Origin of the sequence: Gordonia liuliyuniae, from assembly GCF_021738805.1 — a bacterium.
GTDB lineage: Bacteria > Actinomycetota > Actinomycetes > Mycobacteriales > Mycobacteriaceae > Gordonia > Gordonia liuliyuniae.
The window spans coordinates 242,781-256,015 of sequence record NZ_JAKKOR010000007.1 but is presented as its reverse complement, the minus strand read 5'-3'; the positions used below and the strand labels follow the sequence as shown (position 1 = coordinate 256,015).

The window sequence follows — 13,235 nt, the reverse complement described above, 5'->3', positions numbered from 1 at the left end:
CGTCGGCCGGTGGGGTGCCGGACTCGGGACGCAAGCCTGCGCTCACCGGAATCCGCACGGTCGCCGCGGCGACGGTGTGCCTCACCCACGCGGCGTTCTGGACCGGCCACTACACCGACGACTACGCGGGCAGGCTCTTCGCGCGGTTCGAAGTCGGGGTGACGATCTTCTTCGTCCTGTCCGGGTATCTGCTGTTCTCGCCGTGGGTGCGGTCGCTGCGAGCCGAGAGCAGCGTTTATCCGCCGCTTCGCAGGTATGCGTGGCATCGGGTCCGTCGGATCATGCCCGCGTACGTGATGACGGTCGGCGCGGTCTACGTCATCTTCGTGTTCCGCACCGACTCGTCGGATCTCGGACACGGGATGTCGGGGCTGATTCGGAACCTCACGTTGACGCAGGTGTACGGGTTCGGCCACTTGCACACGGGACTCACCCAGATGTGGAGTCTGGCCGCGGAGGTTGTCTACTACGTCGCGCTGCCGGTGATCGCCTGGCCGTTGGCGCGTTACGTGTGCCGGGACCGGTGGCGGCCGGACCTGTTGATCGTGGTCCTCGGCGGGCTGCTGCTCGTCTCGCCGGTCTGGACGTTCGCGACGCACGGTGACGGAGTGGATCCGACCGCTCGACTGTGGGCGCCGGCGTTCGCCAGTTGGTTCGTCGCAGGCATGCTGCTCGCTGTGCTCGGCCGGCTGATCCGTTCGTGGCCGGCCACCCCGAGCGTCGCAGTAGCCGCCGGCGCGTTCGTCCTGTCGGCGGGGGCGTTCGCAGGCGAGGCGACGATCGTCCCGAACGATGCGGGTGCGGCGGTCGCCAAACACACGCTGTACGCGGTGGTCGCCGTCGGTCTGATCGGCCCGCTCGTGGTCGGCTCGTCCGACTGGTGGTCCCGGTTGTGCCGGTCGCGACCGATGGTCTGGCTCGGCGAGATCTCGTACGAGTTCTTCCTGGTCCACGTCATGGTGTTGGAACTGGTGATGGACCTGCGCGGCTATCGGGTGTTCACCGGCTCGGTGTTGTTCGCGTTCGTGGTGACCAGCGCGATCAGCGTGCCGATCGCGTGGGTTCTGCATCGGGCGACGTCGCCCCTATGGAGGTGATGCTGTGGAGGCGATGTTGGGGAGGCGATGTTGGGGAGGTGACTTGCTCACGCACCGGCCACCAGTGACGCAGACCTCCTGGAGCGCGGGCCGACCACCGGTAACATGATGTCATGTCTGCACCCAACCGTTCGGTCACCGCTGCCGATCTCCGGCAATGGACCAGCGACGCTCGGGTGCCCGGGCAGCCGCCCGAACTCTCCGACCTCGGAAGTCTGCTCATCGCGTCCGGCTATTTGACGCCGACCGCGCGCGGCACGCTCGTGCGGCGCGCGTCCTTGAATCTCCCGCTGCCGTCTCCGTCGAACGGTTACAGCGAACTGCGGCGCGTGCAGCGCAGCATCCTGCATGCGGAGAAGTACCTCGACACCACGGTGCTGCCCGGCCTCGTCGTGCCGATCGTCCGGTCGCGGTTGGCGGCGCTGAACCGTCGCCGCGAGGACGCACACCGCGCCGTCGTCGTCGCCAAGGGCGTGATGCCGAGCGGGACCCGTGCGGTGCGACGGGAACGCCGCGAGAACGTCTACCTCGAGATCGACGAGCGTGAGCAGTTGTTCTCCGGGCTGCTGTGCACGCCCGTCCCGAATCGCCCGACCGGAGCACGCAAAGCCGGCACGGATGTGTTCGACAAGTTCGTCGGCGTCGTCGGACAGGTCGGTGGCCGCGGACCGCGCAGGCAGGTGGAGGAGATGGCGGCGCAGGTGTTCGGTCCCGATGCCGTCGCCGCCGGAACATCGTCGCGCGGCGCCTCGTTCGCCGACGGTTACGAGACGCTGCTGTTCGTCGCGGGCCACTACTACGACCGGATCCGCGCCAACCCTGCGTGGCTGTCGGACCACTTCGAGATGCAGCGCGTCCAGGTGAATCTGCACGCAGAGCTCGCTGAGATCGCGTCGGACATCGTCGCGCTGCGCGCGCTGCGCGTCGACCTCGACCAGGCCAGGCACAACGGCGGATTCGACGCCGGGTTCATCGCGCACATCGAGGCCCGTGAGAACGCGCTCCGGCCGGTGTGGTCTGAGCTGGTCGACCGCGTCCACGCGTTCAGTGAGATCGCGGCGACCGTCGAGTCCGCGGCGAGCGAACTCCGGCTGCTCGACGAGTTCGACAGGGCGTCGACGATCGACGCCCGCATCGATCACCTGTTGTCGCGGTCCGGGGACCGGGAGCTCGGGGCCGACCACACCCGCCGTCTGTCCCAACAGGTGCGCAGCGGTGAAGAACAACTCCGCGTCTACCGAGATGTGTTGCAGGGCAACATCGCCCAGCTGGGGCCGGGCGTGCAGCGTGAGCTTGGGCAGCGCTACGAGCCGTAGAACAGCTCACGGCGTCCTGCCCCAATCCTTCAAGTGTCCCTTCTCCACATCGGTCAGTCGCCGCAGTCGGTGGTTCTCGATGTCGACGACGGCCATCTGCGTGCTCGCCACGCACTCGGGCCTCGCGTCGTCGCCGGTCTGTGCGCCGCGGATCTCGTACCCAATGGTGAAGTCGACGGAACGGTGCCCTTTGATCCACATGCCGATGCGCACCGGCGAGTCGTCGTGGCGGAGCTGCCCCTGATAGCGGATGTCGACGTGGACGATCATCGCGCTCTTGATGAGCGGCGCGTACTCGTCGCCCGCGCTGAGCAGCCACGAGATCCGCGCTTCTTCCATCAGGGTGACAATGCGTGCGTGGTTGATGTGCCCGAACGCGTCCATGTCGGACCACCGGACGGGAACCTGAGCGACGTACGCGAACGCGGGATCGGTCATCCGCGCAGTCTAGCCACGGTGCGACGAAACGACCCCGTCGAGAAGTCTTTAAAGTACGGACATCGGTTTTCCGGTTCGATTAGGTACTCTTAGCGTCCATGTGGTCCATTCGATCTACCCGACGTGTCGCAGTTGTAGCTGCTGTGGCTGCTGTTGCAGCATTGGTTCCGGCTACGGTTGCTGACGCTGCTCCGTCGAAGAAGGACGTCGCGCGGATCGTGGCGCTGAAGAAGGTGACGACGTATCGCGTCGACCTGACGGTGAACTCCCCGTCCATGGGCAAGAAGATGAGGGTCACGGTACTGACGCCGGGAGGCACCGCCGAGCGTCCCGCGTTGTACATGCTCGACGGCGCCGACGCGGGCGAGAAAGTGAGCGACTGGATCACCAAGGGCGGTGCGGGCCGCTACTTCGCCGGACGCAACGTGAACGTCGTGCTCCCCGCGGGCGGTGAGGCATCGTTCTACACGAACTGGAAGAGCAAGGACAAGGCGGTCGGCAAGCCGCAATGGGAGACATTCCTGACCAAGGAGCTGCCGCCGCTCATCGACAAGAAGTTCTCGGGTTCGGGCCGCAACGGTGTGCTCGGTCTGTCGATGGGCGGCCAGGCGGCGTTCGCCCTGGCCACTCGGCATCCGGACCTGTATCAGGGGGTGGCCTCGCTCAGTGGATGCCCACCGGTGACCGGCCCCGCGAACGAGGCTTACGTCCGTGCGACGCTCGCACAGACCGGCGCAGACGCCACCAAGATGTGGGGCAGGCCCGGCGGTGCGACGTGGCGGGCGCACGACCCCGCGTACCGGATCGACGCTCTGCGCGGCAAGGCGATCTTCCTGTCGTCGGGTTCGGGTGCGGTCGGCCCGCTCGACTTGACTGCGGACATCGACCCCAAAGACGGACCGGTGGACGCCCAGATCGCCGCGGGCTCGGCGCTCGAAGTCGGTGCGAATCGCTGTTCGCTCGAGTTCGCCGCCAAACTGCGCGTCGAGAACGTGCCGTTCCAATCGAACTTCCGTCTCATCGGCACGCACCGCTGGGACTACTGGAAGCAGGACCTGCCTCTCGCGTGGCAGGCCATCGCCCCAGCTCTCTGACGCTTACCGCCGAGCCCACTCCTGCGCGAACGCCAGGAACGCGTCGTTCTCGGCTTTGTCGGTGACGGTCACGCGCACACCGTCGTCGCCGTACGGGCGAACGATCACGCCTGCGTCGGTGCTTGCGGCCGCGAACGGCGCCGCATGGTCGCCGAGGGCGAGCCAGATGAAGTTGGCTTGCGAGTCCGGCACGGGGTACCCGAGAGCGCGGAGTCGAGCGGTCACGCGGGTCCTCTCGGCGACGACGGCGTCGGTGCGGGCCAATAGTTGGTCCTGGGCGCGCAGGGACGCCACTGCGGCGGCCTGGGCGACGCTGCCCACGCTGAACGGCACGTGGATCTTGCCGAGGGCGGTGATGACCGTCGGATCGCCGAGCGCGTAGCCGATGCGCAGCCCGGCGAGTCCGTACGCCTTCGAAAAGGTGCGCAGCACGACGAGGTTCGAGAATTCGCGGCGGAGTTCGAGGGCGTCGTATGCGAGCGGCCCGTCGAGTCGCATGTATTCGTAGTAGGCCTCGTCGAGGGCGACGACCACATGGTTGGGCACGGTCTCGAGGAAGTGGCGGAGCGCCTGTGCTTCGACGACTGTGCCGGTCGGGTTGTTCGGGTTGCACACGAAGATCAGGCGGGTGCGCTCGGTGATCGCCGCGGCCATCGCGTCCAGGTCGTGGACGCCGTCCCCCGTCAACGGGATCTGTACGGGCGTCGCGCCGGAGATTCGCGTGGCGAGCGGGTACGTCTCGAACGACCGCCACGCGAACAGGACTTCGTCGCCGGGACCCGACGTCGCGGTGATGAGGTTCTGGCACAGGATCACCGATCCACAGCCCACTTGGATCTCGGCCGGGGTGACCCCGACCGATTTCGCGAGCTCGTCGGTCAGCTCCACCATCCCGTTGTCCGGGTAGCGGTTGGCGTTCGACGCGGCGTCGGCGATGGCCGTCAGGACGCTGGGCAGCGGGGGATGGATGACCTCGTTGCTCGCCAGCTTGACCGCTCCGGGAAAAGTCTTGCCGGGAACGTAGACGGGCAGGGATTCCAGGTCGGGTCTCATGCGCGGTGTCACCCTTTGAATGTATGCCTGACCAGGGCGTCGATGCACATCCGCCCGCCGATTTGCGTCCGCTGGAGGTGTCTGTGTAATGTTTTGCCTCGGCAGTTCGGAAAGAACTCCGCTGGAGGCGTGCCAGAGCGGCCGAATGGGACTCACTGCTAATGAGTTGTCTCGCTTAAAACGGGACCGGAGGTTCAAATCCTCTCGCCTCCGCCGACCGAGGTCACGCCTTGGAAGAACTGAATATCGGATCGGGTACACTCGATCCGGGCCACGCGCCCGTAGCTCAACGGATAGAGCATCTGACTACGGATCAGAAGGTTTGGGGTTCGAATCCCTACGGGCGCACCAGATAGTCCCCAATGAGGACATCGCAGCTGTAGCTATTCACAGTCGCGGTGTCCTCATTGGCGTTTCCGGCTAAGCGCGGGCTTCACCGACATTCGCGGCGTTCAGAGATGCCGCGGATGTCGACGAGACCCGCGGATGCGAGATCGGCGTCGCGATGGCGGTCAGTTCGGGGCGCTTCGGAGTGCGGCCGTCGCCCAGTGATCGGCCGCGCAGCTTCCGGACGATCCACGGGCTGAAGAACTCGACGAGCCAGCGGGCGTCGTCGGCGGTGCGGCGTATCGGGTGCGGGTCGCCGACGAGATCGAGCGGGCGGCCCCATTCCGGGTCGGCGCCGGGCAGGCCGAGCGCGTGGGCGGCTCCGGCCGCGAACCGTTCGTGGCCGAGGCTCGACGCGTGTAGCCGGTCCGTGGACCACGAACGGCGGTCACGCAGGATCGGCGCGGCGAAAAGGTCGACGAGCACGAATTCGTGGCGACGCGCGAAGCCGCGCATGATGTCGTTGATCTCGAACAGTCGCGACTCGAAGAGGCGGCCGAGCGGATTGATCTGGGCGATGTCGGGGAACGTCGAGACGATCACCGTCGCACCGGAATCGGCGAGCGCATCGTAGATCTGCTCGAGGTCGGAGTGGACGACGTCGAGGTCGGCCCGGCCGATCACGTCGTTCATGCCGAGCGGCGCGGCGACCAGGTCCGGCTTCAGGGCGAGTGCGGGTTCGAGTTGCTCGTTGAGCGTGTTCCGGGTGTTCTTGCCGCGGATCGCGAGGTTCGCGTAGCGCACCGCGGGGTTGTGCGCGGCCAACTGGTCGGCGAGTCGGTCCGCCCATCCTCGATACATGTCGGGGGCGACCTCGTCGCACATGCCTTCGGTCTGGGAGTCGCCGATCGCGACGAATCTCGAAAACTCCATGCGCCGATCCTAGTGCCGAGTGCCGTCGAGGAATGGACGACACCCGATACCAGCGATCGACCGATCGACATCGCGTTGTGTTTACAAAATCAATCAAATGTATAGACAACGTACGTAACAACGACTAATGTCAACATCACTTGATCGTCAGCCCAGGAGGAGAATGATGGCGAACCCGACACTCGACGAGAGCCCGGTCGATGCGACAGCGTGGCGCGACAAGAAGCGTCACCTCTGGTTGCTGGGGCTGATCCCGCCCACTTCGGTCTTCTTGGCGACCGGACTGATCGCATTGATGAACTGGCTCGGCGACACACTCGATGTGGGATGGCTCGGAGCCGTCTCGCCGGTCTGGTGGTGGATCGGCCCGATCCTGATCTACGTGCTGCTGCCGATCCTCGACATCTTCTTCGGGCCGGACGGACAGAATCCGCCCGAGGAACTGATGGAGCAGTTGGAGGCGGACAAGTATTACCGCTACTGCACGTACGCCTACATCCCGTTTCAGTTCGCGAGCCTCGTCTTCGCCGCGTATCTGTGGACGGCCGGGCCCGGCGGGCGATTCGGCGACCTGAGCTGGCTCGGAGTCGACGGCGGTTCGCTGGGAATCGCCTCGAAGATCGGCCTCGCCATCTCGATCGGCGCGATGGGCGGCATCGGCATCAACACCGCGCACGAGCTCGGCCATAAGAAGGTGTCGTTGGAGCGCTGGCTCTCGAAGATCACCCTCGCGCAGACTTTCTACGGCCACTTCTTCATCGAGCACAACCGCGGCCACCACGTCCGCGTCGCGACCCCCGAGGATCCGGCGAGCTCGCGGTTCGGTGAGACGTTCTGGACCTTCTTGCCGCGCAGCGTGTTCGGCAGCCTGAAGTCGGCATGGGCCCTCGAAGCGAACCGTCTGCGAAAGGTCGGCAAACCAGTCTTCCACCCGACCAACGACGTCCTCAACGCGTGGGCCATGTCGGTGGTGCTGTGGGGTGCGCTCGCCGCGATCTTCGGGTGGCAGATCCTGCCGTACATGGTGATCCAGGCGATCTACGGTTTCTCGCTGCTCGAGACCGTCAACTACCTCGAGCACTACGGGCTGCGCCGCAAGCAGAACGAACGCGGCCGCTACGAGCGCTGCTCACCGTTGCACAGTTGGAACAGCGACCACATCTGCACCAACATCTTCCTGTACCACCTGCAGCGACACAGTGACCATCACGCGAATCCGACCCGCCGCTACCAGACGCTCCGCAGTTTCGACGAGGCGCCGAACTTGCCGTCCGGCTATGCCAGCATGATCACCGTCGCCTACTTCCCGCCGATCTGGCGGAAGATCATGGACAAGCGAGTCGTCGCCCATTACGACGGTGACCTGACCCGGGCGAATCTGCAGCCGGGCAAGGAGACTCGCCTCCTCGCGAAGTACGGGCAGGCGTGATCATGGCTGCTTACCGCTGCGAAGTCTGCGACTACACCTACGACGAGACGGTCGGCGCACCGCGCGAGGGATACCCCGCGGGGACTGCGTGGACCGCCATCCCCGACGACTGGCCGTGCCCCGACTGCGGGGTCCGTGAGAAGGCCGACTTCATCGAGATCGGAGCATGACATGAACTTCAAGCTGTACCAGTGCGCTCAGTGCGGATTCGAGTACGACGAGGCGGAAGGCTGGCCGGAGGACGGGATCGAGCCCGGCACCCGCTGGGACGATATCCCCGACGACTGGACCTGTCCGGACTGTGGCGCCGCGAAGGCCGACTTCGACATGGTCGAGATCGCACGGCCGTGACCGCCGAAGCCATCGTCATCGTCGGCGCGGGCACCGCAGGTGTCACCGCGGCGACGACCCTGCGCAGCAGCGGATTCGACGGTCCGATCACGCTGATCGGAGAGGAGGCCGAGCATCCCTACCGGCGTACCGCACTCACCAAGGACCTGCTGGCCGCAGACCTCTCACTCGAGCGGATCATGCTGCAGAAGCCTGCCGTCTGGCCCGAGCGGGGCATCGACCTCGTCCGCGGTGTCGCCGTCACTGCGATCGACACCCCGCGACGCGTCGTCGTCTGCGACGACGGCCGGGAGATCGGTTACCGGGCACTGGTTCTGGCGACCGGAGCGGACTCGGCGAGGCCGGACTGGCTCGGCGGGGACGTGCATTCGGTGCGGACCCTGTCCGATGCGCTCGCGGTGCGTCGTGCGGTCGACGAGTCCGGTCGACTCGCGGTGGTCGGCGGCGGGCTCATCGGACTCGAGTTGGCGGCGTCGGCTGCCACGCACGGCGCGTCCGTCGACGTCGTCGAAGCAGCCGAGAGGCTCCTCGGGCGGGTTGCGCCCGCCGTCGTGTCGGACTGGTTCCTGCGACTCCACGAGAGCCACGGGGCGTCGGTGAGGCTCGGCGCCCGAGTGCGCGCGGCATCGGCGCGGGCGATCACGCTCGACGAGGGCTCCGAGATCGAGGGGCCGGTCGTCGCGGCGGTCGGGATGACGCCGAACGTCACCCTCGCGCAGGCGGCCGGCATCGAGACGATTGATGAAGGGATCATCGTCGACCGGTGCTTCGCGACCGCTACCCCGAACGTGTTCGCCGCCGGTGACGCGGCCGCTCTACCCGATGCGTTGACCGGCCGGCGGTCGCTCGGCGGACACTGGTTCGGGGCGACCGATCACGGCAGGGCCGTTGCGGTCTCGGTGCTCGCACACCTCGACGGAGGTCGCCCCGACGGCTTCGTCGACGTGCCACGTGCCTGGACAGTGCAGTACGGGATCAACGTTCAGATGGTCGGATGGCCGTCGGTCGACGGCACGGTGCACGTCGACGGGTCCCTCGACGACGCCGACGCGAGCATCCGTGTGAGCGTCGACGGCCGCCTGGTCGGCGCGGTGGCCGTCGGTCGGGCGGCGGCCGCGCGGGAGCTCCGCTCCGAGATCGCCGTAGGCTTGTCCGAGAACGCCGTAGGCTTGTCGATGTGAGCACTCCGACCCGGGACCGACCGTCGTACGCGACGGCGAGCAAGCGGCTTCTCCGGAACTCGCTGCTGGACGGTCTCCGGGAACTCCTCATGGAGAAGGACTGGGCGCAGGTCACCATGAACGACGTCGCGCGGTTCGCGGGCGTCAGTAGGCAGACCGTCTACAACGAGTTCTCCTCCCGCAACGGCTTGGCGCAGGCGTACGCGCTGCGCCTGGTCGACGAGTTCACCGCGGAGATCTCGGCCGCTGTCGAAGCCACACCGGACGACGTCGAAGCAGCGTTCACCGCTGGGTTCGCGGGATTCTTCGCCAGCGCCGGGCAGGACCCCATGATCGCCTCGCTGCTGAGCGGCGACGCGAAACCCGACCTACTCAGGCTCATCACCACCGACTCGGCCCCACTCATCGAATCGGCGTCGGCCAACCTCGACGCACTCCTGCAAGAGTCGTGGATCGCGTTGCCTGCCGAGGCGTCCGGTCGGATCGCGCGCATGATCACGCGGATGGCGCTCAGCTACGTCTCGATGCCGCCCGAAGCGGACTTCGACGTCGCCGCCGACCTCGCTTCGGTGATGACGCCCGCCATCACCGGAGCGAGGCGTGCCCAGTAATTCAGAGGCGTGCCCAGTAATTCACTGGGCCAGCAACATTTACTGATCCAGGAACGCCGTCACTGACGCCTCGAACGCCGCCTTCGCCTCGATCATCACCCAGTGGCCGCACTTGGGGAAGATGTTGAGCTGGGCGTCAGGGATCAATCGCATCGGCGCGAGCGACATGTCGGGCGGGCTGACCCGATCGTCGCGGCCCCACGTCAACAGGGTCGGGCACTTGACCTTGTGCATCATCGCCCAGTAGGGCGGGAAGTCGGCGTCGGCGAGGAACTTCTGCTGCATCTCGAACGCCGCGGACCCGTACATCATGGCCGCGGTCTTGGCCGCGTCCGGGTTGATTGCGGCCTCCCATCGTTCCTCGATCAGCTCGTCGGTGACGAGGGCACGGTCGTAGACCATCGCGTTCAACCAGCGGACCAGCTTGTCGCGATCGGGGGCGTCGGTGAACTCCTGGAGTAGGCGCAATCCTTCAGAAGGGCTGGAGCTGAAGATGTTCGGCCCGACACCGCCGATGGTGACGAGCTTCCGCACGCGGTCTGGGTGCTTGATCGCGAGGTTGACGCCGACGACGCCGCCCATCGAGTTGCCGATCATCGCGGCCGATTCGATGCCGAGCGCATCCATGAATCGGATGACCGACGAGCCGGCGGTCAGCACGGGGTGCCCCTCGACCGCGTCGGATACCCCGAACCCGGGGAATTCGACGATGTAGCAGTGGTGCGTCCGGGCGAAGTACTCCAGGTTTCCGCGGTAGTTCCGCCACCCGGTGACGCCCGGTCCGCTCCCGTGGAGAAGCAGCAGTGCGTCGTCGTTGTGCTCGCCTGCCTCGTGGTACACGATGACGCCCTCGTCGGTGGCGATTTCGCGTCGGGTTCCCTCATATGTCACGTCCATACCAACAGAATAGAACCTGTTCTACTTTTCTGCCCGGAGTATCCTGTCGAGTATGCAGATCGATTCTTCAGTTCCCGTCGTCGCGGCAGGTCTGGTCGGTGGTTACACCGTCGCCCGGTACTCGGGTCGACGTGCACTCGGTGGTGTCGTGCTCGCGGCGGCAGGTGTCGCAGCGGGCCGGTCGTGGCTCGCCCGAGGTCCCGTGGTGACGGTCGGTCTGGCTGCCGCTTACCTGGGTGCGTTCGGAGCGTCTCATCCGCTCGCCAAGAAGATCGGTGCCTGGCCGTCGGTGCTCGCAGTGACGGCGGCAGCGGCAGCGGGTACCGCGAGCGTTCTCACGGTCATCGACGGCGAGCAGTGATGGCGCGGAGGTACTCGCGCGTCGTCGTCGCACTGTGCGTGTTCGCGGTCGCGCTCCTCGCGGCGGCCTGCGGCGCCGATGAGGCCCCCGCGGCGCCTCCCGCGCAGGTCTCGTTGGCCAGTCCGGCGAAGAAGGTCAATCCGACCGACGAGATCCTGCTGCGGGTCACCGGCGGCGACCTCGCGACGGTCACGGTCAGCAACCGCAGCGGCGAGAAGGTCGACGGCGTCTCGACCGAGGGCGGCGCGGCCTGGCACACCACCGAGGATCTCGGCTACGGAACCGAGTACACGGTGGCCGCGGACGCGGTGAACGACGACGGCAAGCACACGCGCAAGACGTTCACCGTGTCCACCATCGACCCGGCCGACACCGCGTACGCCAACGTGGTGCCCGCGCCGGAGGTCGTCGCGGACCAGGGGATCGGCGTCGGTCAGCCGATGGTCTTCCAGTTCACCAAACCGGTGACCAACAGGGCGGAGGTCGAGAAGCGACTAAAGGTGACGACGACTCCGAATCAGCCCGGTGCGTGGTACTGGACCGACGACCAGAATGTCCACTACCGCGCCAAGGACTACTGGGAGCCCGGCACCAAGATCCACATCGAGGCGAACATCTACGGCCTGGACCTCGGCGACGGGATCTACGGGGCCGAAGACACCGCGGTCGACTACACGGTCCACGACTCGTGGGTCGCCAAGGCCGATGGCGCGACCGAACTGCTCACCGTCTTCCACAACGGCGAGCAGGTCAAGCAGATGCCGATGAGTCTCGGTGAACCGAGCACACCGTCTCACGTGGGTCCCCATGTCGTTTCCGAACGACTCGACAGCGTCGTGATGGACTCCTGCACGTACGGTGTCTGCGCAGGCGATCCAGGCTATTACAAAGAGACCGTCTACAAGAATCTCCGCATCTCCAACGACGGCGAGTTCGTGCACGCCGCGCCATGGTCGACGGGCCAGCAGGGGTCGTCGAACGTGTCGCATGGCTGCGTCAACCTGAGTGACGAGAACGCGCAGTGGATGTTCGACCACTTCCACATCGGCGACGTCGTCGAGATCACCAATTCGGGTGGGCCCGAACTGCCGGTGTGGGACACCTACGGCGACTGGGCGGTTCCGTGGAAGACCTGGAAGGCGGGCAACGCCGACGCGTGACGACGTCCGTGCGCTGGACAGCTCACGCAGGCATCGGGAAGCTGGCGTTGTGCAGCATCTCGACGCGTTCGGGACCGAGTTGTTCGCCGAGAACCTTGGTGATCGTCTCTCGAACCTCGGTGCGGGTCCGTTCGGTGTAGGCCACGCCCAATTGGATTGCCGGAGTTGGCGGCGCGCAGCGCAGTGCGACGACGCCGTCGGGCAGCCGGTCGAGAACCGGGACCAGCATCGCGCCGACGCCTGCGCGGGCCGCTTCAAGTCCGGTGGCCAGATCAGTGACTTCCGCCGCGACATGCCAACCCCCAGGCGTTCCGCTGAACGCGTCGAAGCTCGGCTGACGGAGCGTGCACGGCGCCGAGAATGTGATGATCGGCATCACCGTGCCCGGATCGGGTTGCCCGTGGTGGGCCGACCACAGCCAGCGCAGCCGAAACCCTTCGGTGCGTGCCCGCAGTTCAGGTGCGATCCGGGTGGTGACGGCGACGTCGACGCTTCCCGAGTCGAGCATGGATCGGACGGTGGCGTTCCGGTCGAGATGGATGCGGACCTCGGTGCCGGGGAAACTCTCGCGCAGCCTCCCGATGACCATCGGCAGCACCACTGCGGAACTGTTCTGCGCGGCCCCGATCACCACGGCCGTTTCGCGTGTGGACTCGAAACGGGCGACCGCGGCGTCGTGTGCGACGAGGATCGCGCGGGCGTGCGAGAGCAGTTCTTCGCCTGCCGGAGTGAACGCGATGCCGCGGCCGTCCCGTCGGACGAGTGGGCGCCCCGCCTCACGTTCGAGCCGTCGAAGGTGTTGGCTGACCGCTGACTGGGTGAGCGCCAACGACGTGGCGGCACGATGGACTCCGCCGGTCGCGGCGACGGCGACGAGTGAGCGCAACGGAATGATGTCGAACGTCCTGCCCATGAAGTCGAGTGTAGCCACACATGTGCGAACGATAAGTATCACTGATCGGATCGAGTATTGATCGTCGTTGGACG

15 protein-coding genes and 2 tRNA genes are annotated in these 13,235 nt (G+C 66.4%); 12 read left to right on the top strand and 5 right to left on the bottom strand.

Going from position 1 to position 13,235, the window contains the following annotated elements; genetic code table 11:
* Window positions 1-14 precede the first annotated feature (14 nt).
* Both L5G33_RS10070 and L5G33_RS10065 read left to right on the top strand, forming a co-directional pair.
* Entirely contained in the window at window positions 15-1,097 is a 1,083-nt protein-coding gene (locus tag L5G33_RS10070; RefSeq protein ID WP_236998040.1) for an acyltransferase family protein, read from the top strand.
* Window positions 1,098-1,210: 113 nt separating this feature from the next.
* Window positions 1,211-2,413, top strand: coding sequence for a hypothetical protein (locus tag L5G33_RS10065; RefSeq protein WP_236998039.1), 1,203 nt, complete (start codon window positions 1,211-1,213; stop codon window positions 2,411-2,413).
* A gap of 6 nt (window positions 2,414-2,419) precedes the next feature.
* Here L5G33_RS10065 and L5G33_RS10060 read toward each other — a convergent pair whose 3' ends face one another.
* Window positions 2,420-2,851 (bottom strand): acyl-CoA thioesterase, encoded by a 432-nt coding sequence (locus L5G33_RS10060; protein WP_236998038.1) that lies wholly within the window; start codon window positions 2,849-2,851, stop codon window positions 2,420-2,422.
* A gap of 98 nt (window positions 2,852-2,949) precedes the next feature.
* Between L5G33_RS10060 and L5G33_RS10055 the strand changes: the two genes are divergently transcribed.
* Window positions 2,950-3,945: an alpha/beta hydrolase gene (locus L5G33_RS10055; protein WP_236998037.1), complete on the top strand. Its 996-nt coding sequence runs from the start codon at window positions 2,950-2,952 to the stop codon at window positions 3,943-3,945.
* Between the two features lie 3 nt (window positions 3,946-3,948).
* Here the strand turns inward: L5G33_RS10055 and hisC are convergent, their stop codons facing one another.
* Entirely contained in the window at window positions 3,949-5,010 is a 1,062-nt protein-coding gene (gene hisC / locus L5G33_RS10050; RefSeq protein WP_236998036.1) for a histidinol-phosphate transaminase, read from the bottom strand.
* Between the two features lie 111 nt (window positions 5,011-5,121).
* Between hisC and L5G33_RS10045 the strand changes: the two genes are divergently transcribed.
* Window positions 5,122-5,211 (top strand) — tRNA-Ser (locus tag L5G33_RS10045).
* A 62-nt stretch (window positions 5,212-5,273) separates the two neighbouring features.
* Window positions 5,274-5,349 (top strand) — tRNA-Arg (locus tag L5G33_RS10040).
* A 69-nt stretch (window positions 5,350-5,418) separates the two neighbouring features.
* Here the strand turns inward: L5G33_RS10040 and L5G33_RS10035 are convergent.
* Complete coding sequence (locus L5G33_RS10035) at window positions 5,419-6,258, bottom strand: SGNH/GDSL hydrolase family protein (protein WP_236998035.1); 840 nt, start codon at window positions 6,256-6,258, stop codon at window positions 5,419-5,421.
* A 166-nt stretch (window positions 6,259-6,424) separates the two neighbouring features.
* Here L5G33_RS10035 and L5G33_RS10030 point away from each other — a divergent pair, with 166 nt between their 5' ends.
* The 5 genes from L5G33_RS10030 to L5G33_RS10010 are packed head-to-tail and all read left to right on the top strand — an operon-like array spanning window position 6,425 to window position 9,830.
* Entirely contained in the window at window positions 6,425-7,687 is a 1,263-nt protein-coding gene (locus L5G33_RS10030) for an alkane 1-monooxygenase (protein ID WP_236998034.1), read from the top strand.
* A gap of 2 nt (window positions 7,688-7,689) precedes the next feature.
* A complete protein-coding gene (locus L5G33_RS10025; protein WP_236998033.1) occupies window positions 7,690-7,857 on the top strand; it encodes a rubredoxin in 168 nt (55 codons plus the stop codon).
* A 1-nt stretch (window position 7,858) separates the two neighbouring features.
* Window positions 7,859-8,038, top strand: a complete 180-nt coding sequence (locus L5G33_RS10020; RefSeq protein WP_236998032.1) for a rubredoxin — start codon at window positions 7,859-7,861, stop codon at window positions 8,036-8,038.
* Entirely contained in the window at window positions 8,035-9,219 is a 1,185-nt protein-coding gene (locus L5G33_RS10015; protein WP_236998031.1) for an NAD(P)/FAD-dependent oxidoreductase, read from the top strand. The genes L5G33_RS10020 and L5G33_RS10015 overlap by 4 nt, the downstream gene beginning before the upstream one ends.
* On the top strand, window positions 9,216-9,830 hold the full coding sequence (locus L5G33_RS10010; RefSeq protein WP_236998030.1) for a TetR/AcrR family transcriptional regulator: 615 nt from the start codon (window positions 9,216-9,218) through the stop codon (window positions 9,828-9,830). The genes L5G33_RS10015 and L5G33_RS10010 overlap by 4 nt, the downstream gene beginning before the upstream one ends.
* A 39-nt stretch (window positions 9,831-9,869) precedes the next feature.
* Here L5G33_RS10010 and L5G33_RS10005 read toward each other — a convergent pair whose 3' ends face one another.
* A complete protein-coding gene (locus tag L5G33_RS10005) occupies window positions 9,870-10,727 on the bottom strand; it encodes an alpha/beta fold hydrolase (protein WP_236998029.1) in 858 nt (285 codons plus the stop codon).
* Between the two features lie 52 nt (window positions 10,728-10,779).
* On the opposite strand from L5G33_RS10005, the gene L5G33_RS10000 reads away from it, so the two are divergent.
* Together L5G33_RS10000 and L5G33_RS09995 are read left to right on the top strand one after the other, a co-directional pair.
* Window positions 10,780-11,088, top strand: coding sequence for a hypothetical protein (locus tag L5G33_RS10000; protein ID WP_236998028.1), 309 nt, complete (start codon window positions 10,780-10,782; stop codon window positions 11,086-11,088).
* On the top strand, window positions 11,088-12,248 hold the full coding sequence (locus tag L5G33_RS09995) for a L,D-transpeptidase (RefSeq protein ID WP_236998027.1): 1,161 nt from the start codon (window positions 11,088-11,090) through the stop codon (window positions 12,246-12,248). Before L5G33_RS10000 ends, L5G33_RS09995 begins: the two co-directional genes overlap by 1 nt.
* A 22-nt stretch (window positions 12,249-12,270) precedes the next feature.
* Here L5G33_RS09995 and L5G33_RS09990 read toward each other — a convergent pair whose 3' ends face one another.
* Window positions 12,271-13,161, bottom strand: a complete 891-nt coding sequence (locus tag L5G33_RS09990; RefSeq protein WP_236998026.1) for a LysR family transcriptional regulator — start codon at window positions 13,159-13,161, stop codon at window positions 12,271-12,273.
* Window positions 13,162-13,235 lie beyond the last annotated feature (74 nt).

Coding starts and splice junctions, on each gene's coding strand:
- L5G33_RS10065 (WP_236998039.1), top strand. CDS start 1,211: ATGTCTGCACCCAACCGTTCGGTCACCGCTGCCGATCTCCGGCAATGG.
- L5G33_RS10060 (WP_236998038.1), bottom strand. CDS start 2,851: ATGACCGATCCCGCGTTCGCGTACGTCGCTCAGGTTCCCGTCCGGTGG.
- L5G33_RS10055 (WP_236998037.1), top strand. CDS start 2,950: ATGTGGTCCATTCGATCTACCCGACGTGTCGCAGTTGTAGCTGCTGTG.
- L5G33_RS10035 (WP_236998035.1), bottom strand. CDS start 6,258: ATGGAGTTTTCGAGATTCGTCGCGATCGGCGACTCCCAGACCGAAGGC.
- L5G33_RS10030 (WP_236998034.1), top strand. CDS start 6,425: ATGGCGAACCCGACACTCGACGAGAGCCCGGTCGATGCGACAGCGTGG.
- L5G33_RS10025 (WP_236998033.1), top strand. CDS start 7,690: ATGGCTGCTTACCGCTGCGAAGTCTGCGACTACACCTACGACGAGACG.
- L5G33_RS10020 (WP_236998032.1), top strand. CDS start 7,859: ATGAACTTCAAGCTGTACCAGTGCGCTCAGTGCGGATTCGAGTACGAC.
- L5G33_RS10005 (WP_236998029.1), bottom strand. CDS start 10,727: ATGGACGTGACATATGAGGGAACCCGACGCGAAATCGCCACCGACGAG.
- L5G33_RS10000 (WP_236998028.1), top strand. CDS start 10,780: ATGCAGATCGATTCTTCAGTTCCCGTCGTCGCGGCAGGTCTGGTCGGT.
- L5G33_RS09995 (WP_236998027.1), top strand. CDS start 11,088: ATGGCGCGGAGGTACTCGCGCGTCGTCGTCGCACTGTGCGTGTTCGCG.
- L5G33_RS09990 (WP_236998026.1), bottom strand. CDS start 13,161: ATGGGCAGGACGTTCGACATCATTCCGTTGCGCTCACTCGTCGCCGTC.